Source organism: Streptomyces resistomycificus, assembly GCF_001514265.1.
In the GTDB taxonomy this organism is placed as follows: domain Bacteria; phylum Actinomycetota; class Actinomycetes; order Streptomycetales; family Streptomycetaceae; genus Streptomyces; species Streptomyces resistomycificus.
Genome location: NZ_KQ949003.1, coordinates 21,523 through 39,240, shown reverse-complemented (window position 1 = coordinate 39,240; position 17,718 = coordinate 21,523). Strand labels below are relative to the sequence as shown.

At 72.1% G+C, this 17,718-nt stretch carries 15 protein-coding genes; 6 read left to right on the top strand and 9 right to left on the bottom strand.

Going from position 1 to position 17,718, the window contains the following annotated elements; genetic code table 11:
• Positions 1 to 80: 80 nt before the first annotated feature.
• A complete protein-coding gene (locus tag AQJ84_RS35165) occupies positions 81 to 1,298 on the top strand; it encodes a TerD family protein (protein WP_030039984.1) in 1,218 nt (405 codons plus the stop codon).
• 57 nt (positions 1,299 to 1,355) lie between these two features.
• Here the strand turns inward: AQJ84_RS35165 and AQJ84_RS35160 are convergent, their stop codons facing one another.
• The 6 genes from AQJ84_RS35160 to AQJ84_RS35135 form a co-directional block, all read right to left on the bottom strand.
• Positions 1,356 to 1,922 carry a TetR/AcrR family transcriptional regulator gene (locus AQJ84_RS35160; protein ID WP_030039983.1) on the bottom strand — a complete coding sequence of 189 codons (567 nt, stop codon included), beginning with the start codon at positions 1,920 to 1,922 and terminating at the stop codon, positions 1,356 to 1,358.
• Between the two features lie 154 nt (positions 1,923 to 2,076).
• The gene (locus AQJ84_RS35155; RefSeq protein WP_030039982.1) at positions 2,077 to 3,114 is read right to left on the bottom strand and encodes a 1-aminocyclopropane-1-carboxylate deaminase; all 1,038 of its coding nucleotides are present in this window, start codon (positions 3,112 to 3,114) and stop codon (positions 2,077 to 2,079) included.
• Positions 3,115 to 3,203: 89 nt separating this feature from the next.
• Entirely contained in the window at positions 3,204 to 3,851 is a 648-nt protein-coding gene (locus tag AQJ84_RS35150) for a GntR family transcriptional regulator (RefSeq protein ID WP_030039981.1), read from the bottom strand.
• Positions 3,852 to 3,898: 47 nt separating this feature from the next.
• Positions 3,899 to 5,479 (bottom strand): TROVE domain-containing protein, encoded by a 1,581-nt coding sequence (locus tag AQJ84_RS35145; RefSeq protein WP_030039980.1) that lies wholly within the window; start codon positions 5,477 to 5,479, stop codon positions 3,899 to 3,901.
• A 354-nt stretch (positions 5,480 to 5,833) separates the two neighbouring features.
• Entirely contained in the window at positions 5,834 to 7,276 is a 1,443-nt protein-coding gene (locus tag AQJ84_RS35140; protein ID WP_030039979.1) for an alkaline phosphatase PhoX, read from the bottom strand.
• Between the two features lie 243 nt (positions 7,277 to 7,519).
• On the bottom strand, positions 7,520 to 8,956 hold the full coding sequence (locus AQJ84_RS35135; RefSeq protein WP_030039978.1) for a hypothetical protein: 1,437 nt from the start codon (positions 8,954 to 8,956) through the stop codon (positions 7,520 to 7,522).
• Between the two features lie 323 nt (positions 8,957 to 9,279).
• On the opposite strand from AQJ84_RS35135, the gene AQJ84_RS35130 reads away from it, so the two are divergent.
• Complete coding sequence (locus AQJ84_RS35130; RefSeq protein WP_030039977.1) at positions 9,280 to 11,106, top strand: endonuclease/exonuclease/phosphatase family protein; 1,827 nt, start codon at positions 9,280 to 9,282, stop codon at positions 11,104 to 11,106.
• A 15-nt stretch (positions 11,107 to 11,121) separates the two neighbouring features.
• Here the strand turns inward: AQJ84_RS35130 and AQJ84_RS35125 are convergent, their stop codons facing one another.
• From AQJ84_RS35125 to AQJ84_RS35115, 3 genes are all read right to left on the bottom strand, one after another.
• Positions 11,122 to 11,856: an SRPBCC family protein gene (locus tag AQJ84_RS35125; RefSeq protein WP_030039976.1), complete on the bottom strand. Its 735-nt coding sequence runs from the start codon at positions 11,854 to 11,856 to the stop codon at positions 11,122 to 11,124.
• A gap of 16 nt (positions 11,857 to 11,872) precedes the next feature.
• Positions 11,873 to 12,493, bottom strand: a complete 621-nt coding sequence (locus tag AQJ84_RS35120) for an ArsR/SmtB family transcription factor (RefSeq protein WP_053192828.1) — start codon at positions 12,491 to 12,493, stop codon at positions 11,873 to 11,875.
• A 154-nt stretch (positions 12,494 to 12,647) separates the two neighbouring features.
• Positions 12,648 to 13,379, bottom strand: coding sequence for an antibiotic biosynthesis monooxygenase (locus AQJ84_RS35115; RefSeq protein ID WP_030039974.1), 732 nt, complete (start codon positions 13,377 to 13,379; stop codon positions 12,648 to 12,650).
• A 112-nt stretch (positions 13,380 to 13,491) separates the two neighbouring features.
• Between AQJ84_RS35115 and AQJ84_RS35110 the strand changes: the two genes are divergently transcribed.
• The 4 genes from AQJ84_RS35110 (at position 13,492) to AQJ84_RS35095 (ending at position 17,578) form a co-directional block, all read left to right on the top strand.
• Positions 13,492 to 14,481 (top strand): YihY/virulence factor BrkB family protein, encoded by a 990-nt coding sequence (locus tag AQJ84_RS35110; protein WP_037802758.1) that lies wholly within the window; start codon positions 13,492 to 13,494, stop codon positions 14,479 to 14,481.
• Positions 14,482 to 14,647: 166 nt separating this feature from the next.
• Positions 14,648 to 15,898 (top strand): amidohydrolase, encoded by a 1,251-nt coding sequence (locus AQJ84_RS35105; RefSeq protein ID WP_225889236.1) that lies wholly within the window; start codon positions 14,648 to 14,650, stop codon positions 15,896 to 15,898.
• Between the two features lie 27 nt (positions 15,899 to 15,925).
• The gene (locus AQJ84_RS35100) at positions 15,926 to 16,972 is read left to right on the top strand and encodes an ArsR/SmtB family transcription factor (protein WP_053192826.1); all 1,047 of its coding nucleotides are present in this window, start codon (positions 15,926 to 15,928) and stop codon (positions 16,970 to 16,972) included.
• 60 nt (positions 16,973 to 17,032) lie between these two features.
• Positions 17,033 to 17,578 (top strand): hypothetical protein, encoded by a 546-nt coding sequence (locus tag AQJ84_RS35095; protein ID WP_128092249.1) that lies wholly within the window; start codon positions 17,033 to 17,035, stop codon positions 17,576 to 17,578.
• Positions 17,579 to 17,718 lie beyond the last annotated feature (140 nt).

The window sequence follows — 17,718 nt, the reverse complement described above, 5'->3', positions numbered from 1 at the left end:
GGCGACGGATCCCTTACCCGATTGGCCTCGGGTAAGGGAACGGTAAAACGCCCTCGCTCGTTCTTCGGGGCATGACAGCTATGACCCCCGGCTCGAACATCCCCCTGTCCGCCGCCCGCGTGACGGTGGACGTCGCCGCCCCGGTGCGGCTCGACGTATCGGGCCTGCTGCTCACCGCCGACGGCAAGGTGCGCTCCGACGACGACTTCATCTTCTACAACCAGCCCCAGGGACCGGGCGTGACCTACCGCTCCGGCGGCGGTACGGCCCCCGACGCGATCATCGTCGACACCGGCGCCGTGCCCCCGGGCATCGAGAAGATCGTCGTCACCGCCAGCCCGGACGCCGCCGGCCAGACCTTCCAGGGCGTCGAACCGACGGCCACCATCCGCAACGCGGACGACAACAGCGTCCTGGCCACCTTCACGCCCCCGCAGCTCGGCACCGAGACCGCCCTGGTCATCGTCGAGGTCTACCTGCGCAACGGCGCCTGGAAGGCCCGCGCGGTCGGCCAGGGCTACGCCAACGGGCTGGCCGGCATCGCCACCGACTTCGGCGTCTCGGTCGAGGAGCCCGCCGCGCCGGCCCAGCCGGTCGCCCCGCCGGCGCCGACCGTGCAGACGCCGGTCGCGCCGTCCGCCCCGCCGCTGGACCCCCGGGTCGCCACGCCCCCGCCGCCGGCCGCTCCCCCGGCCCCGCCCGCCGCCGCCCCCGGCGCCGGGAAGATCAACCTCGACAAGGGCCGGGTCAGCCTCCAGAAGAACCAGACCGTGTCCCTGGTCAAGGGCGGCCGCCCCCTGCTGTCCCAGGTCAAGATGGGCCTCGGCTGGGAGCCGGCGTTCCGCGGCAAGGACATCGACCTGGACGCCTCGGTGATCGCCTACGGCCCGCAGCGCAACCACATCGACAGCTGCTACTTCGGCAAGCTGTCGATCGTGAACGGCGCGATCAAGCACTCCGGCGACAACCTCACGGGCGAGGGCGGCGGTGACGACGAGGTGATCGTCGTCGACCTCGGCCGCCTCCCCCAGGACGTCACCGGCCTGGTCTTCACCGTCAACTCCTTCTCCGGGCAGAAGTTCACCGAGGTCGCCAAGGCCTACTGCCGCCTCCTCGACGCCGCCACCGGCGAGGAACTCGTCCGCTTCGACCTCACCGGCGCCGAGCCCCAGACCGGCGTGCTGATGGCCAAGCTGATCAGGCAGTTCTCCGGCGAGTGGGAGATGACGGCGATGGGCGACTTCGTGAAGGCCCGCACGGTACGCAACATGGTGAAGCCGGGGGCTCAGGCGCTGTAGCGCCACGGCCTCCGACCGGAGCGCGGGCGGGGGCCCGGCCGGCTGAACCGGCCGGGCTCACGCCCGCAGCCCCTCCACCAGCAACGCCAGATAGCGCCGGATCTGCTGCCCCTCCCCGTCCGCCAGCTCCACCGCCGTGGCCACCCCGTGCGTCAGCCGCAGGATGTCGACCGCGTCGACGTCCTGCCGCAGGCCCCCGGCCTGCTGCGCCGCCTCCACCAGCCGCGCCGCCGCCGAGCGGAGCGTCCCCGCGCACACGGTGGCCGCCGCCGAGCTCCCTTCGGTGACGGCCGAGCCCAGCAACGCCCGCAGGCCGCGGACCTGCGTCAGCCCCGCGCCGAGTTCGTTCAGCCACTCCACCAGTGCCTCGCCGGGCGGCAGTTGCCCGGCGAGCGTGTCCGCGCGCGCCGCGATGGCCTCGATCCGGTCGACGTACGCCGCCTCCAGCAGCGCCTGCCGGGTCGGGAAGTGCCGGTACAGCGTGCCGGATCCGACGCCGGCCCGCTTGGCGATGTCGTCGAGCGACGCGCCCTCGCCGTGCTCGGCGAAGGCCTCGGCGGCCACCTCCAGCAAGCGCTCGTAGTTGCGCCGGGCATCCGCGCGCATGGCTCTGACCTGCGCCATCATCCAGCACCTTCTCCTCGCAGAACCGGGGGCCCTCTCCGTATCCTACGAGCGGGGGCAAGGGTGAGGGCCCGTCCGGCGGATCACGCCGAGCGGGCCCAGGCGACGGCGTGGCCTGCGAGCGGGGAACCGGGGGCCGTCGGACAGGCCGGGCCTAGAACAGAGCGCTGTACGCGTTGAGCGCCGGCTGTCCGCCCAGGTGGGCGTAGAGCACGGTCGAGTCCCGTGCGATCTCGCCGCGCGTCACCAGGTCCACCATCCCGGCCATCGACTTCCCCTCGTACACGGGGTCGGTGACCATCCCCTCGGTGCGTGCCGCCAGCCGCATCGCCGCCAGAGTCGTCTCGTCGGGGATCCCGTACGTGCCCGCGTGGTACCGGTCGTCCAGCTCGATGTCCGCTTCCGTCAACTCCCGCTCCACGCCGATGAGTTGTCCGGTATGGTGGGCGATCCGGGCGATCTGCTCCCGGGTCCGGTCGGGTGCCGCCGAGGCGTCGACGCCGATCACCCGGCGGGTCCGCCCGCCGGCCTCCTCCAGGGCACGGAACCCGGCGACCATGCCCGCCTGGGTGGACCCGGTCACCGAGCACACCACGACGGTGTCGAAGAAGACGCCCAGCTCCCGCTCCTGCTCGGCGACCTCGTACGCCCATCCGGCGAAGCCGAGACCGCCGTAGGGATGGTCGGAGGCGCCGGCCGGAATGGCGTACGGCTTGCCGCCGGCCTCCTCGACCTCCCTGAGCGCCTGCTCCCAGCTCTCCTTGAACCCGATCCCGAAGCCCGCCTTCACCAGCCGCACGTCGGCCCCGGCGAGCCGGCTGATGAGGATGTTGCCGACCCTGTCGTACACGGAGTCCGGCCACTGGACCCAACTCTCCTGCACCAGCACGCACTTGAGTCCGGCACGGGCGGCGCAGGCGGCGACCTGGCGGGTGTGGTTGGACTGCACTCCGCCGATCGAGACGAGTGTGTCGCAGCCCTGGGCGAGGGCGTCGGCGACCAGGTACTCCAGCTTGCGGGTCTTGTTGCCCCCGTAGGCGACACCGGAGTTGCAGTCCTCACGCTTGGCCCACAGCGTGGCGCCGCCGAGGTGGGCGGTGAGCCGTTCCAGGGGGTGCACCGGGGAGGGGCCGAAGAGGAGGGGGTAACGCTCGTACGAGGCAAGGGACTTGGCAAGGGACTTGGACGCCATGGATCCTCCTCGGATCGGTCGCCGTCGGCTCGGTCGCTGTCGGATCGGTCGCCGTCGGCTCAGTCGCTGTCGGATCGGTCGCTGTCGGCTCAGTCGCTGTCGGCGAGCTCGGCGAGTCCTCGCCAGATCTCCGCGGTGACCCGGACGGCCGCGTCCACGTCACCAGCCGCGCAGGCCTCGATCAGCCGGTCGTGCAGGCCGGCCGAACGGCAGTTGCCGCCCTCGCCGAAGCGCCGTCGCTCCAGCCGCCGGATGAGCGGGGTGTAGCGGGCGGCGGTGGCGGCGGCGGCCCGATTGCCGCTGACCCGGACGAGAACGTCGTGCAGGTCGTCGTCCGCCCGCAGCGCGCTGTCCACGTCGCCCGCCGTGACGGCCGCCGCGAACCGCTCGTTGGCCGTGCGCATCGACTCCACGTCCGCGGCGAACAACCGGGGCACGGCGACCCTGGTGACCAGTTCGTGCATGGCCCCGACCACGGCCGCCGCGTCCCGGACGTCGGCGGCCACGAGCGGGGTCACCCGGGTGTAGCTCTGCGGCTTGCTCTCCAGCAGCCCCTCGTCGACCAGCCGCGTGAACGCCTCCCGCACCGGCGCCCGGGACAGCCCGAGCCGCTCGGCGAGCTCGGCGTCCCGCACCACCGCGCCGGGCTCGATCTCCCCGGCGACGATGGCGTCTCTGATGGCTTCGTAGGCACGGTCCCTGAGCAGGGTGCGGCCCACGGGTCGGATGGCCTCCATGAACTGAAATGTTAGATGTCAGCGCCCCGGCCGTCCAGGGCACCGACTCACACCGCCCAGGGCCAGTCGGCGTCCCGAGCGGATTCCAGCAGGGGCACCATGCGGAAAGCCGCGTCCGACAGGCCCCCGAAGGTATGCCGGTTCGCCTTGCCCGAAGGGCCGTGGCCCGCCCGGTACCCGGCCAGGTTCCAGGTGTAGACCGGCACGTTCGCCGGGATCTGCTCGGTCGGGTCGCCGTGGCGGCTGAAGGTGTACTGCTCGTCGGTGACAATCAGCACCCGGTCGTGCGCGCGGTAGTGCCGGCGCACCGCCTCGGTGGTGTCCGTGCCGCCCAGGCTGCGGAAGCCCTGGAGGATCCTCAGCACCGACTCGCCGCGGCGGAAGGGCAGCTGGTGGCTGTTGGTGCCGAACTGGACGAGATCCGCGTCCGCCGCCCGTAGCGCGAGTGCCGCGCCGAAGACCGCCGCCGCGTCGGCCCGGTTGAGCCTCGACCGGTCGGACACTCGCGAGAACATCGAACCCGAGCGGTCCACGAGGACCAGGGTCCGGCCGGGCAGCGCGGGCACGTTGGCCAGCGAGTGACCGAGCGCCTGCTCCAGCGGGTACGACCAGCGCAGCGACGGCGCGTGCTGGTACGCGGCGAGGTAGCGGAACGGGAACTGCCGCGAGCGCGCCACCTCGGCCGGATCGCTGATCTTCGCCGCGACCCGGGCCGCGACCTCGTCGCAGACACCGGCCTCGTCGAAGTTCCGCAGATTGCGGATCAGGCTCATCGACCCCATCGACGGAATGACCGCCTCCCAGGCCGCCTTGTCCATCGGCCCCTGCAGCCAGCCCGCCAGCGCCTCCCACGTCATCCCGGCCGCGGCGAGCCGCTCGGCGCCGCCGTCCGAGGTGACGACCGCGCGCCGCTCCTCGACCGGCAGCGCCGTCAGCTCGCGGTGCGCGGTCAGGAGGCGGTCGGACGCGGGCGGCACAGCGGTGTCCGGGTGGTGCCGGCGATCGAGCGCGTACTGGAACAGCTCGCCCTGCCACGGCTTCTCCGGATCGGGCGCGGCGTGCACGAGGTTGAGGATGTCGCCGAAGCGGTAGCCCTTGGAGGCGGTGTCGTACTTCAGCAGCGACCTGCCGCCGTACAGACGGCGTACGGCGTCGGCGATGCCGCGCTTGACGGGCTTGGGCACGTTGCGGCCGTACGTGGCGGTCCAGTACGCGAGCAGTTCACCGGGCTCGTCGGGCCGCTGGAGCACGGAGTCGACGACCTGGCGGTTCGACGGGCCCGCGGTGACGCCCGCGTCGAGGCGTGCCTTGACGTACTCGGCGGCGCCCACGATCGCGGCGGTACGGAGGTTGCCCTCGCCGCGCAGCCAGCCGAGCAGGCCCGCGGTCCACGTCGGATCGGTGACGGCGAGCTCGCCGACCAGACGCGCGAAGCGGTCGTCGCGGTCGGCGCCGGACTCGTAGAAGGTCTGCTGCGACACGAAGTTGGCGACCGACAGGAGGAAGAGCTCGGAGCGCGCGTCACGCTCACGGCCACGACCGCCCTCGTAGGTACGGAGCACCCGGCCCGTCGAGGTGACGCGCGAGGTGGGCTGCGCCCTCGCGGTTCTGGTGTTGAAGCGGGACATGCTGAATTCCCCCGAATTCGCTGGAGTTTCGGAGGAGGGCAGCAAGAGGTGGGCGCCCGAGATCAGAATTCGGCGACGGGACTAACCTGGCGCGTCTTCCAGTTCCGCCACATCGGCCCTGAGCCGATGACGGGATTCGAACCCGCACCATTTCTGACCAGGTCCCGGAAGTATCCGTTGCCTGCGCACCGGGCACCCACCATGAGCTGCGCCTCCCGAGATCAAGTCGGCTGCGGCTGTGGATTCTTTGGAAGAGAAGTAGCCGCTGCCATCGCACCGGGAGGTGCGTGACGTTCTGATCTCACTGTAGGAGGCGCGGCTCGGACGGAGCGAGCCAATTAATTCCCGTCCGGGTTACCGCTTCTGCCGCTTCCACGGCCCGGTGATCGCCAGCATGATTCCCGGCGTCTGGATGTTGGCGAACAACGTCTTTCCGTCGGGCGAGAAGGTCACGCCCGTGAACTCGCTGTACTCCGGCTCCTCCTCGGTGCCGATGTTGAGCTCGTTGCGGGCGATCGGGTACGTGCGTCCGCGGTCGGTCGCGCCGAACAGGTGCTGGACGCCTTCGCCGTCCTCGGCGATGACGAGGCCCCCGTACGGGGAGACGGTGATGTTGTCGGGGCCGTCGAGGGCGCCGTCGACGGACGGGTCGGGGTTGACGCCGAGGAGGACCTTCAGGGTCAGGGTGCGGCGCTTGGGGTCGTAGAACCAGACCTGGCCGTCGTGCTGGACGGGGCTTTCCGCGCGGGCGTAGGAGGAGACGACGTAGGCGCCGCCGTCGGCCCACCACATGCCCTCCAGCTTGCGGGCGCGGGTGATCTCACCGGCGGCGAACTGCTCGCGCACGTCGACGGTCTTGCCGTCGCGGTCGGGGACGTCGATCCAGTCGACGCCGTACACCGTGCCGATCCTCGTGGCGCGGGAGAGGTCGTCGACGAACTTGCCGCCGGAGTCGTAGCACCTGGGCGCCTGGAGGACGCCGGCGTCGTCGGCGAGGGTGCGGAACCTGCCGCGGCCGTGCTCGAAGCCCCTGGGCGGGGTCCAGCGGAAGAGCAGGCCGTTGGGGCTCGCGGCGTCCTCGGTGAGGTAGGCGTGGCCCCGCCTGGGGTCGATGACGACGGCCTCGTGGTCGTAGCGGCCGAAGAACTTCAGGGGCTTGGGGTTCTTGTTGGCGCGGCGGTCGATCGGGTCGACCTCGAAGACGTAGCCGTGGTCCTTGGTCATGCCGTTGGTGCCGGCCCGGTCGGAGTTCTCCTCGCAGGTGAGCCAGGTGCCCCAGGGCGTGCTGCCGCCCGCGCAGTTGGTGGAGGTACCGGCGATGCCGACCCATTCGGCGACGTGTCCGCCGGGGCGTACCTCGACGACCGTGCAGCCGCCGGCGGCCGCCGGGTCGTAGACCAGGCCCTCGGTGAGCGGGACGGGGTGGTCCCAGTTGGCGCGCGGGCCCTTCAGCTCGTGGTTGTTGACGAGGAGGGTGGTGCCGCGCGGGCCGGCGAAGGTGGCCGTGCCGTCGTGGTTGGACGGGGTGAACTCGCCCGACTCCAGCCTGGTCTTCCCGCTGTGGGTGAGGATGCGGTACGTGAAGCCGGCGGGCAGCGCGAGGACGCCCTTCGGGTCGGGGATCAGCGGTCCGTAGCCGACGCCGCCGTGGAGGTCCGCCGCCTCCTGCGCGCTCTCGGTCTCGGTGGACGCCAGGGCGTTCGGAGCGGTGGCGAGGGCGCCGACGCTGCCCGCCAGCGCGACACCGGCACCGGTGAGCGCGGATTGTCTGGCGAAGTCCCTGCGGGTGAGCGACATGGTGTCTCCTGTGACGGGGGGTGTGCCGTGGAGGGTGGCGGACCTCGGTCCGCGCCACCGTCCCGCCCACGCCTGAACGCCGGTTGAACGCCGGGCGACGGCACCGGGCAGTCTTCGGTGAACCCGTACACACCGCCACCGAAGACGTCCCGGTCAGCTCTTCCGCAGGGTTGTGAGCCCGACTCCGGTTGTGCCGCCCCGCACCCTGGATGCAGCCGACGCCGGAGACGATCTGGCCGTTGCTCAGCCGCCCTGCTGCGAGCGCGCCTTGAAGGCGGCCTTGCGTGCCTCCTTGGCGATCTTCTTGTCCGGGTGCAGCCGTCCCATCGCCTCCAGCACGTCCGCGGTGGCCGGGTGCTCGACCCGCCAGGCCGCCGCGAAGAACCCGCTGTGCTGCTGGGCCAGCCCCTCCACGAGGCCGCGCAGCTCGTCGGAGTTGCCCTCGGCGGCGAGCTGGGCGGCGAGCGTGTCGACGGTCAGCCAGAACACCAGCTCCTCGGACGGCGCCGGCACGTCGCCGGCGCCCCGCTCGGCCAGCCAGACCCGGGCCAGACCGCCGAGCTCGGGGTCGTCGAGCACCTCGCGCAGCGCGGGCTCGGCCTCGGCGCCGACCAGGGACAGCGCCTGCTGGCAGCGCAGCCGCCTGAGCGGGGCGCCGGCGTCCAGGCCCCGTGCCGCCGCCAGCAACTCGCGCGCCGAGGCGAGGGATTCCCGGCGGGCCAGCCACTGCTCGGTCTCGGCCTGGGCGGCCGCGGGCGGGAAGGAGGCCGTGCCGTCGAGCAGCGCGTCGGCACCCTTGTCCGCGAGGTCGCCGACCGCGGGTGCCTCGAACCCGGCCTCGAGCAGTCGTGCCCTGAGGCCGTACAGGCCGAGCGGGGTGAGGCGGACCATGCCGTAGCGGGTGACGTCGGTGTCGTCGACGGGGGACGCGGGCTCCTCGTCGGCGTCGGCCATCAGCGCCTCGTCGACGGGCTGGTAGGCCACGAGTCCCACCGGCTCCAGCAGCCGGAACTGGTCGTCGAGCCGCATCATCGCGTCGGAGACCTGCTCCAGCACGTCGTTGGTGGGTTCGCCCATGTCGCTGGGGACGATCATCGAGGCGGCCAGCGCGGGCAGCGGCACGGGTGACCCGCCGGGACCCTCCTCGCCGACGGTGAGGAGGTAGAGGTTGCCGAGCACGCCGTCCAGGAACTCGGCCTCGGCCTCGGGGTCCCAGTCCAGGGACGAGAAGTCGATCTCACCGACGCCGTCTTCGGGGTTCATCGCGCCGACCAGGTCGTCCAGGTCCGGCACGCTCGCGTCGGCGAGCACGGTCTCCAGCGCGGCCAGCCACACGGCGAGCACGTCGTGCGGGGCCCCGCCGGTGAGCAGGGCCAGGTCCTCGCCCGCGGCGACGGTGCCTGCCTCCTCGTCGACGACCTCGACGAGCCCGGTGTCGACGGCGACCCGCCAGGCCTCGCTCGCCTCGGCGGCGGCCTCCTCGCCGCTCAGCCCGAGGACCTCGGCCGCGGCCGGCAACTGCTCTTCGACCAGCCCGCCCCCGGCGTCGATCCGGGTCTCGGGACCGGCCCAGCGGGCGAGCCGCGCGGCCCGTGACAGCAGCGGCGTGGACAGGGCGTCCCGCGCCAGCTCCGCTTCGGGGTGCAGCCGCGCCGGCGGCAGGGGGGAGCTGTCTGACATCGGCTGGTTCTCCTAGGACGCCTCGAAGGCCTTACGACTGTGCGGGGCCGTGCGGCGCCCGCGGGGCGGTCGTACGGCTCAGCCGCTCAGCCTAGACGGATATCCACCCATGCCGCCCGGTTCATCTCCCGGTAGGGAGGAGTACATGGCCGAAACCTTGACAACTGGCCTGACCAGGCACGAGATTGACGCGCGTAGAAACCCGGCGGACATCTGTTCACTGTATTTTCTACGCGCGTCGCCTCCGCCCCACAGGTCGCGGCTCCACGGTTCCACGTTTCACCCTCGTCCCGGCGCTCATGTACGTCCCCGGAGGGATCCCGTTGCCGAGCAAGTCTTCCGCGCGCCTCGCCGCGCTCACCGTCGCCGCCGTCTGTTCCGCGGCGTCCACCGTCGTCCTCACCTCGCCCGCGCACGCGGAGTCGGTGAGCATCCATGACATTCAGGGCACCACCCGCATATCCCCGTACGCCGGCAAGACGGTCACGGACGTGGCCGGAATCGTCACCGGCGTACGCACCTACGGTTCCTCCAGAGGCTTCTGGATCCAGGACCCGAACCCGGACGCCGACCCCGCCACCAGTGAGGGCGTCTTCGTCTTCACCGGCTCCGTCCCGAAGGTCGCGGTCGGCGACGCGGTGACCGTCTCCGGCACGGTCGCGGAGTACGTCCCGGGCGGCGCCGCCTCCGGGAACCAGGCGCTGACCGAGATCACCAAGCCGACCTTCACCGTGGTCTCCGGCGGCAACGCGGTTCCGGCGGCCACCGTCGTCGGCGCCAGGTCGGTGCCGAGCGCCTACGCGCCGGCCGGTGACGCCGCCGCGAACGGCTCGGTCAACGGTCTGACCCTGCAGCCGAAGAAGTACGCCCTGGACTACTACGAGTCCCTGGAGGGCATGAACGTCCAGGTCGCCGACACCCGCGTGGTCGGCGCCACCGACCCGTTCACCGAGCTGTGGGTGACGGTGAAGCCGCGCGAGAACGACAACCGTCGCGGCGGCACGGTCTACGGCTCCTACGCGTCGCAGAACACCGGCCGGCTCCAGATCCAGTCCCTGGGCGCCACCGCCGACTTCCCGAAGGCGAACGTCGGCGACGTCCTCACCGGCACCACCGCGGGCCCGCTGGACTACAACCAGTTCGGCGGCTACACCCTGGTCGCCAACCGGATCGGCACGCTGAAGAGCGCCGGTCTCGCGCGGGAGACCACCGAGAAGCAGAAGAAGGGCGAGCTCGCGGTCGCGACGTACAACGTCGAGAACCTCGACCCGGGCGACGCCACCTTCGAGGAGCACGCCGCCGCGATCGTGCACAACCTGCGCTCGCCCGACATCGTGTCCCTGGAGGAGATCCAGGACAACGACGGCGCGAAGAACGACGGCACGGTCGCCGCCGACCAGACGGTGCGCAAGCTGATCGACGCGATCGCGGCGGCCGGCGGCCCGACGTACGACTGGCGTTCCATCGACCCGGTGAACAACACCGACGGCGGCGAGCCGGGCGGCAACATCCGCCAGGTGTTCCTGTTCAACCCGGAGCGGGTCTCCTTCACCGACCGGGCGGGCGGCGACGCCACGACCGCCGCCGGTGTCACCAGGACGAAGGGCAAGGCCGCGCTGACGGTCTCGCCGGGCCGGATCGACCCGGCGAACGCCGCCTGGGCCAACAGCCGCAAGCCGCTGGCCGGCGAGTTCGTCTTCCGTGGCAAGACGGTCTTCGTGATCGCCAACCACTTCAACTCCAAGGGTGGCGACCAGGGGCTGACCTCGCAGTACCAGCCGCCGGCGCGCAGCTCGGAGACCCAGCGTGCCCTCCAGGCGACCGCGGTGAACACGTTCGTCAAGGAGATCCTGGCCGCCCAGAAGAACGCGGACGTCGTCACCCTCGGCGACATCAACGACTTCGAGTTCTCCGGCACGGCCGAGATCCTGGAGGGCGACGGCGCGCTCTGGTCGGCGATCAAGTCGCTGCCGAAGAGCGAGCGTTACTCGTACGTGTACCAGGGCAACGCCCAGGTCCTCGACCAGATCCTGGTCAGCCCGTCGATCCGCAAGTCCTGCGACTTCGAGTACGACAGCGTGCACGTCAACTCGGAGTTCCACGACCAGATCAGCGACCACGACCCGCAGGTGCTGCGGTTCGAGCCGTAGGCGACTCCCCCTGGTTCAGGGCCGGCTGAACACCTCGTTCAGCCAGCTCTGCCAGGCGGCTTCGCATTCCTTGACGTCGGCGCCGGGCGTGAAGTCGTGCAGGGAGACGCCGACCGGGTAGCCCCAGTGGTTGCGCCCGAAGAAGCGGGTGAGACCGCGGTCCGTGCGCAGCCCGATGAAGTACGGGTTGCGGAAGTCGACCACGGCGTCGAACGCGTCGGGCCCGCGGACCGTCACCCGCGTGCCCGCCGCCACCTCCTCCCCCACGCCGAGCGCCCGGCCGACGGCGACGAGGGCGTCGGGGGCCTTGGACTCCTCGGGTCCGTCGAAGGTGGCGAAGGCGGCCGGCCTGGGCGCGAAGTGGACCAGGTACTCCCGCAGTGTGTGCAGATAGAAGTCGGTGTGCCGGGCGGCGCCGTCGTACTGGTTGTCCCAGTCGTCGACGAAGATGCCGCTGTGCACGTAGCGCACCCAGGCCCGTCGGCCCTCGTCGCGCGGCTCGATCGTGTAGTCGAGCTGGTTGGCGGTCTGTTCCGTGATGCCCTCGACGTTCTCGACGCGGTTGGTGTAGCGGTGCGGCGGGTCCCAGGCGGTGACCGTGGACCCGAAGGGCCCCCTGCCGCCGGTCCTGGGCTCCGGCGGCTCCATCGGCCACAGATAGCCTCCGGTTCCGGTGGTGATCGCCTCCCACACCTCCTGCGGAGTGGCGTCGACCTCGAACTCGCGGGCGATCTCGAATTCCTTGGACATGGTGGGCTCCTGAGTACTACTCGTCCAGTTCCGGGGCGGGCCGGTCCTCGGCCGCCGGCTTCAGGGTGGGATGGACGGCGACGACGATCCGGTGGTCCCGCCCGCCCTCGGCGTCGGGCACGTCGTACTTGCGGATCAGGGCGCCGACACCCGCTGTCAACTCCTGGATGAACGCGGCCCGTTCGGCGGCGGAGGCGAAGCGCACCTCGCCGTCGAGCGCGTACGTCGCCAGCCGCTGCTTCGCCTTGGCCGCGCCGGTGATCAGCGAGCCGACGTCCCGCACCAGGCGGGCGCCGAGCGCCAGCAGCCAGCGGGCGGAGAGCTGGTCGCGGAAGCGGTCCGGGTCCGGCTGCACGGAGGCGAGCGCGAGCGGCGAGATGACGTACGACGCGGCGGTCGCGCGCATCAGCCGCTCGGTGACGTTGCCCTTGCGGCGCTCCCCGGCCAGCTCGACCAGGCCGTGCCGCTCCAGTGACTTCAGGTGGTAGTTCACCTTCTGCCGGGGCAGTCCGACCCTTCCGGCCAGCATGGCGGCCGACGCGGGGCCGGCCGCCAGTTCGGCGAGCAGCCGGGCCCTTATGGGGTCCAGGGAGGCGGCTGCGGCCTCGGGGTCCTCGATCACGGTCACGTCCAGCATGGATCCACCGTCTCACCGAACACTTTTTTTGTCCAGACGGTTTGACTTTTCGGAGTGTCCCCGCGTCTCTTCGGTGCGTCTCAGCCCGGCACGTCTGCGTCCCGCGCGTCTGCGTCCGGTGCGTCTCAGTCGGTACATCTGCGTCCGGTGCGTCTCAGCCCGGTACATCCGCGTCCGGTGCGCCTGCGTCCGGCACGAGGCCGAGGACGTGGTCGTAGCGGCTGACGCTGCCGCCTTTCACCCCCGGCCAGGTCTGCACGCGCCGCCAGAGGGCGGTGGCCGAGCCGATCCCGTCTCCCGGCGCTGCGAGTGCGTCGATGTGGGCCTGGGCGCTCTCCCACTCGGCGTAGTTGAGGACCCTGGTGCCGTCGGTGCTCAGGTGGAAGTGGGCGGAGATGCCGCCGGGGTGCTGGTCCGGATCGCTCTCCAGCGCCTCGAGCACGGCGTCGACCCAGGCACGCTGCCGGTCCGGGTCGGGGCCCTCGAACTCGACGTCGACGATTACGACGCAACCGGGCACCCGTGCGTCACCTTCCCGGACCACGCTGCGGTAGCGCCGGTAGCGGCCGAGCCACAGCCGTTCGATCCCCGGCACGGCGGTGTCGATCTCGTCGTTGCGTTCCTGCCGGTGGCTGCGCACGAACGCCTCGTACGCCTGCTCGCTCGTCCACTGGGAGTGGTGCATCAGCGTCTCGCCGTCGTGCCCGGCGTAGACGTGGTAGCCGAGCAGGTCTGCGGCGGGCCACGGGCGGCGCTCCCAGGTGCGGGCGATGGCCTCGACGGCCTGCCGCTGCCGTTCGGGGGTGCCCACGCGCCAGGTGCTGAAGAAGGGGGCGCCGGTCTCGGGGCGGGTGAGGTCGGGGTGGGTGGTGGTACGGCGGGTCATGGCGGCCTCCGGCGATCGGTACGGGATGCGTGCACCCACGACTCTTCAACCTCAACCAAGATTCAGGTCAAGTCGCCGATTCGAGCGGCGAATTCGGGTGACCCGCCTGGTCATGGACGAGAAGGCCGACAAGGCCGAGCAGAGCGAGGGCACCGAGACGGACAGCCCTTCCGAATTGCCCGCACGATCGTGGCGGGCGGCGTTGCGGCGCACGGCGAAGGAGCTGCTGGACGACGAACTCGCGGACCGTGCCGCCGCGTTGACGTACTACGGCGTCCTGTCCCTGTTCCCGGCGCTGCTGGTGATGGTGTCCCTGCTGGGCGTAGTGGGACAGACCGCGACGGACAAGATCCTCGACAACATCGGGGACCTGGCCCCCGGCCCGGCCCGCGACATCCTCCGGGACGCGGTGGTCCAACTCGGCGACAGCGGCGGTACCGGCAGCGTGCTGGCCGTCCTGGGCCTGCTCTTCGCGCTCTGGTCGGCGTCCGGGTACGTGGCCGCGTTCATCCGCGCGTCCAACACGGTGTACGACCTGCCCGAGGGCCGCCCGGTGTGGAAGCTGACCCCGCTGCGGCTGGGGCTGACCGTGGTGTTGATGCTGATGCTGGCCGCGAGCGCGCTGATCGTGGTGTTCACGGGCCCGCTGGCCGAGCGGGCGGGCACGACCATCGGGCTCGGGGACGAGGTGATCGCGGTGTGGGGCGTCGCGAAGTGGCCGGTGCTGCTCCTCCTGGTCGTCCTGATGATCGCCCTGCTGTACTGGGCCGCCCCCAACGTCCGCGGCCGCGGCTTCCGCTGGATCTCCCCCGGCAGCGTCCTGGCCACCCTGCTCTGGCTGGCGGCGTCCGCGGGGTTCGCCCTCTACGCGGCCAACTTCGGCTCGTACAACAAGACGTACGGCACCCTCGCGGGGGCCATCGTCTTCCTGATCTGGCTCTGGCTGACCAACCTGGCGATTCTGCTGGGCCTGGAGTTCGACGCGGAGCTCGCCCGGGAACGGGCGATCACGGACGGAGCCCCGCCGACGGAGGAGCCGTACGTGGAACCCCGGGACACCCGGAAGTGGCCGGCGAGGCTGCGGGCCACGCGGGGAAAGTGACCTCGGGCCCGGCCCGCGCCTCTCGGCTCCCGAGCCGCCCGACGTGCCCGTCCCGAGGATTACCTGGGGAGCGGTAACCCGCCCCCTCCCCGGCCGTCGGGGCCGCAGTCTCGTCGTACGCGACACGTGAGGCGTGTCGCCTCGGTCTCGTACGACGGGAGCCCTCATGTCCGCCCAGTCCGCCCAGTCCGCCCAGTCCGCCATGTCCGCCCAGTCCGCCGCGCCTGCCGTGTCGCCCCTGCTGGAGAGCCTGGTCACCGAGATCACCGCGCTACGGCCCCGGATGGAGGAGGTGAGCCTGGCCGTGCACGGGCGGCCGGAGCTGAAGTTCGCCGAGTTCCACGCCCGGGACGTGCTGACCGGCTGGCTCGCGGAGGCGGGCTTCTCGGTGACGTCCCCGGTGGGCGGGCTCGACACCGCCTTCGTGGCCGTGCACGCCGGTGGGCGGCCCGGGCCGTACGTCGCGGTCCTCGCGGAGTACGACGCGCTGCCCGGCGTCGGGCACGGCTGCGGCCACAACCTCATCGCGGCCGGCGGGGCGGCGGCCGCGATCGGTGCCGTACGCGCCCTGCCCGGGCATTCGGGCACGGTCGCCGTGATCGGCACGCCCGGAGAGGAGATGGGCGGCGCGGGCAAGGTGCGGCTGGCCGAGGCCGGGGTGTTCGACGGCGTCGACGCGGCGGTGATGTTCCATCCGGGGGACCGTTCGCTGACCGCCGCGCACGCGCTGGCGGCGGCGCATCTGCGGGTCGCCTTCACCGGTGTGAGCGCGCACGCCGCGAAGTCGCCCTGGGAGGGGCGCAGCGCGCTGGCCGCCGCCCAGCTGTTCTTCAACGCACTCGACACCATGCGGCAGTTCGTGCCTCCGAGCGCCCGGATCCACGGGATCGTCTCGGACGGCGGGCAGGCTCCGAACGTCGTGCCGGCCCACGCCGCCGTGGACCTGTACGTACGGGACCGCACGGCGGCCTCGGCCCGGGCCCTGGTGGAGCGGGTGCGCGCGGCCGCGGTGGGCGCGGCGCTTGCCACCGAGACGCAGGCGGAGCTCTCCGAGACCGGTCCGCTGTACGCGGAGCGCCGCAACAACACCGTGCTCGCAAAGCGGTTCGGCCAGGCGGTACGCGCGCTCGGCGTGGACATCGAGCCCGGCGACCAGGACAGTCCGGCCGGCTCCTCCGACATCGGCAACCTCTCGAAGCTGCTGCCGGTGATCCATCCGTACATCCAGGTCGCCCCGGCCGGGACCCCGAGTCACTCGGAGGCGATGTGCGCGGCGGCGGCGACACCCTTCGCCCATGAGCGTACGCAGGTCGCGGCGACGGGCCTGGCCACGGTCGTCGCCGAACTGCTCACGGAGCCGGGACTGCTGGAGGCCGCGAGGGCGGAGTTCGCGGCGGGGGCCGAGGTGCTGACGTGAGCGGGCCGCGGACCTACACTCCCGATCATGTCGGTCGTGATCGTCCTGGAAGGGGCCTCCCCCGACCGCTTCGCCGTCACCGTGTCGCCGCTCGCGGAGCTCGCGGCGAGTCTGCACGTGCTGACCGGGCACGCGCACCACACCCGGCACGCGCCCTGGGCCGAGGAGGTCACCCGCGCGGCCCCGCCCGCCTTCCGGGCCGGCCTGCGACGGTTCGCACCGCTGTGGACGGCGCTGCGGTGGCGGGGTTTCTACCCGGGGCTCGACGTCCCCGTGGACCGGTTGCCGCTCGACCGCTTCGCCGAGCTCACCGCCTACACCTGCGCCAGCGGCTACCGCGGCTTCGACTTCGGACGACTGCGCCACGATCCGGCGCAGGCCTTGGTACTGCGCCAGGCCGCTTCCGGGCTGCCTGAACCGCATCTCGCCCTCGCCGAGGACCTGTTGCGCGACCCGGAGGCGCTGCGCGCGGACGTCCTCGGGTTCCTGGATCTGTGCCGTCGGGTCTTCTTCGGTTCCCTGTGGCGGGAGACCGAGCCCGAGCTCACCCGCGCCGCGCACCGTCTGCGGAAACGGCTCGCGGACGAAGGGCCCGCGGCGGCCCTGCTCTCGCTCGGCACGTCCAGCTCCCGGCTGTCCGGACCCGCACGCGTCGTCTTCGACAAGGTGCACCACGCGGTGATCACCCCGGTCCGTACGCCCGTCCTGCTGATCCCCACCAGGTACGGAGCCCCGCACCTGCTGGTGAAGGACGAGCCGGGCCTGCCGCCGGTCGTGCACTTCCCGGTCGACACCCCGGAGGTGGGCGTCACCCTGGCCCGCAGCCGCATGCTCGCGCTCACCGATCCGCGCCGGGTGCGGCTGTGCCGGCTGATCGCCCGCCAGGCGATGACCACCGCCGACCTCGCGGACCGGCTGCAGATGACCCGCCCCCAGGTCTCCCGCCATCTGCGCGCCCTGCGCGACCTGGGCCTCGTACGCGTGGAACGCAACGGCCGCTACGTCCACTACGGCCTCGACCTCACCGCCGTCGAGCGCATCGGCCGGGACGTGGCGACAGCGCTGCAGTACTGACCGCGCCGACACCGTTCGAAAGCGTCTTCCCCACTCCCTTCCCCACCTCGGAGTCCAGCCATGACCAGCCATATGACACGCCGGTACCCGATCGTCCGGCATCGAGAGCTGTGGCCCTCCCTCCCCTGGAGGGCGCTGCGCCGGCGGCCCCCGGTCGCCGGGGCGGACCAGATCCTCGTGTACCGGACCGGCCGGGACGCGTACACGGCCGGCCTCTCCGACACCACACTGGCGGCGCGGGCCAGCGCCGTGAGCGTCGTCGACCTGAGCCGCGACGTGGGGCTGGTCCTCGCCTGGTCGCTGGCGGCGCGCGACTCGGCGCTGGACTTCCCGGTCCGGGTGACCTACCGCTGCACGGTCGTCGACCCGGTCGCGGTCGTCCGGGCCCGCGGCACGGAAGCGGTCTCGGACACCCGCCGCTTCCTCGCCCGGGACGGCAGACCGTCCGCGCTCGACCGTGCGTGTGCGCCCGGCGACGAGCGGGACCTGCACGAGGCCCTGACCACACTGGTCACGGCGCGGCTGGCCCGCGGGAGCGTCCCCGGAGTGCGGGTGCTCGCCGATGTGGAGGTGGGCCCCGCGGACCTTCACGCCACGGAAGCCTGACCCGGCCGCGGGGCGGGGGGCGCTGCCTCACCTCACCTCTCCACCCACCCACCCGGGTGGGCACAGGTCGGGGGCCGGGGGCGCCGCCCCCGGCCCCGGGCACAGCGGTGCCGGGCGCCCAAGTCACCCCTGTCGGGAGA

Bases quoted from the DNA above. Each gene is read 5' to 3' on its own strand.
- AQJ84_RS35135 (WP_030039978.1), bottom strand. From the start codon at position 8,956: ATGTCAGACAGCTCCCCCCTGCCGCCGGCGCGGCTGCACCCCGAAGCG.
- AQJ84_RS35100 (WP_053192826.1), top strand. From the start codon at position 15,926: ATGTCGGTCGTGATCGTCCTGGAAGGGGCCTCCCCCGACCGCTTCGCC.
- AQJ84_RS35145 (WP_030039980.1), bottom strand. From the start codon at position 5,479: ATGTCCCGCTTCAACACCAGAACCGCGAGGGCGCAGCCCACCTCGCGC.
- AQJ84_RS35120 (WP_053192828.1), bottom strand. From the start codon at position 12,493: ATGCTGGACGTGACCGTGATCGAGGACCCCGAGGCCGCAGCCGCCTCC.
- AQJ84_RS35125 (WP_030039976.1), bottom strand. From the start codon at position 11,856: ATGTCCAAGGAATTCGAGATCGCCCGCGAGTTCGAGGTCGACGCCACT.
- AQJ84_RS35110 (WP_037802758.1), top strand. From the start codon at position 13,492: ATGGACGAGAAGGCCGACAAGGCCGAGCAGAGCGAGGGCACCGAGACG.
- AQJ84_RS35155 (WP_030039982.1), bottom strand. From the start codon at position 3,114: ATGGCGTCCAAGTCCCTTGCCAAGTCCCTTGCCTCGTACGAGCGTTAC.
- AQJ84_RS35160 (WP_030039983.1), bottom strand. From the start codon at position 1,922: ATGGCGCAGGTCAGAGCCATGCGCGCGGATGCCCGGCGCAACTACGAG.
- AQJ84_RS35165 (WP_030039984.1), top strand. From the start codon at position 81: ATGACCCCCGGCTCGAACATCCCCCTGTCCGCCGCCCGCGTGACGGTG.
- AQJ84_RS35095 (WP_128092249.1), top strand. From the start codon at position 17,033: ATGACCAGCCATATGACACGCCGGTACCCGATCGTCCGGCATCGAGAG.
- AQJ84_RS35140 (WP_030039979.1), bottom strand. From the start codon at position 7,276: ATGTCGCTCACCCGCAGGGACTTCGCCAGACAATCCGCGCTCACCGGT.
- AQJ84_RS35150 (WP_030039981.1), bottom strand. From the start codon at position 3,851: ATGGAGGCCATCCGACCCGTGGGCCGCACCCTGCTCAGGGACCGTGCC.
- AQJ84_RS35105 (WP_225889236.1), top strand. From the start codon at position 14,648: ATGTCCGCCCAGTCCGCCCAGTCCGCCCAGTCCGCCATGTCCGCCCAG.
- AQJ84_RS35115 (WP_030039974.1), bottom strand. From the start codon at position 13,379: ATGACCCGCCGTACCACCACCCACCCCGACCTCACCCGCCCCGAGACC.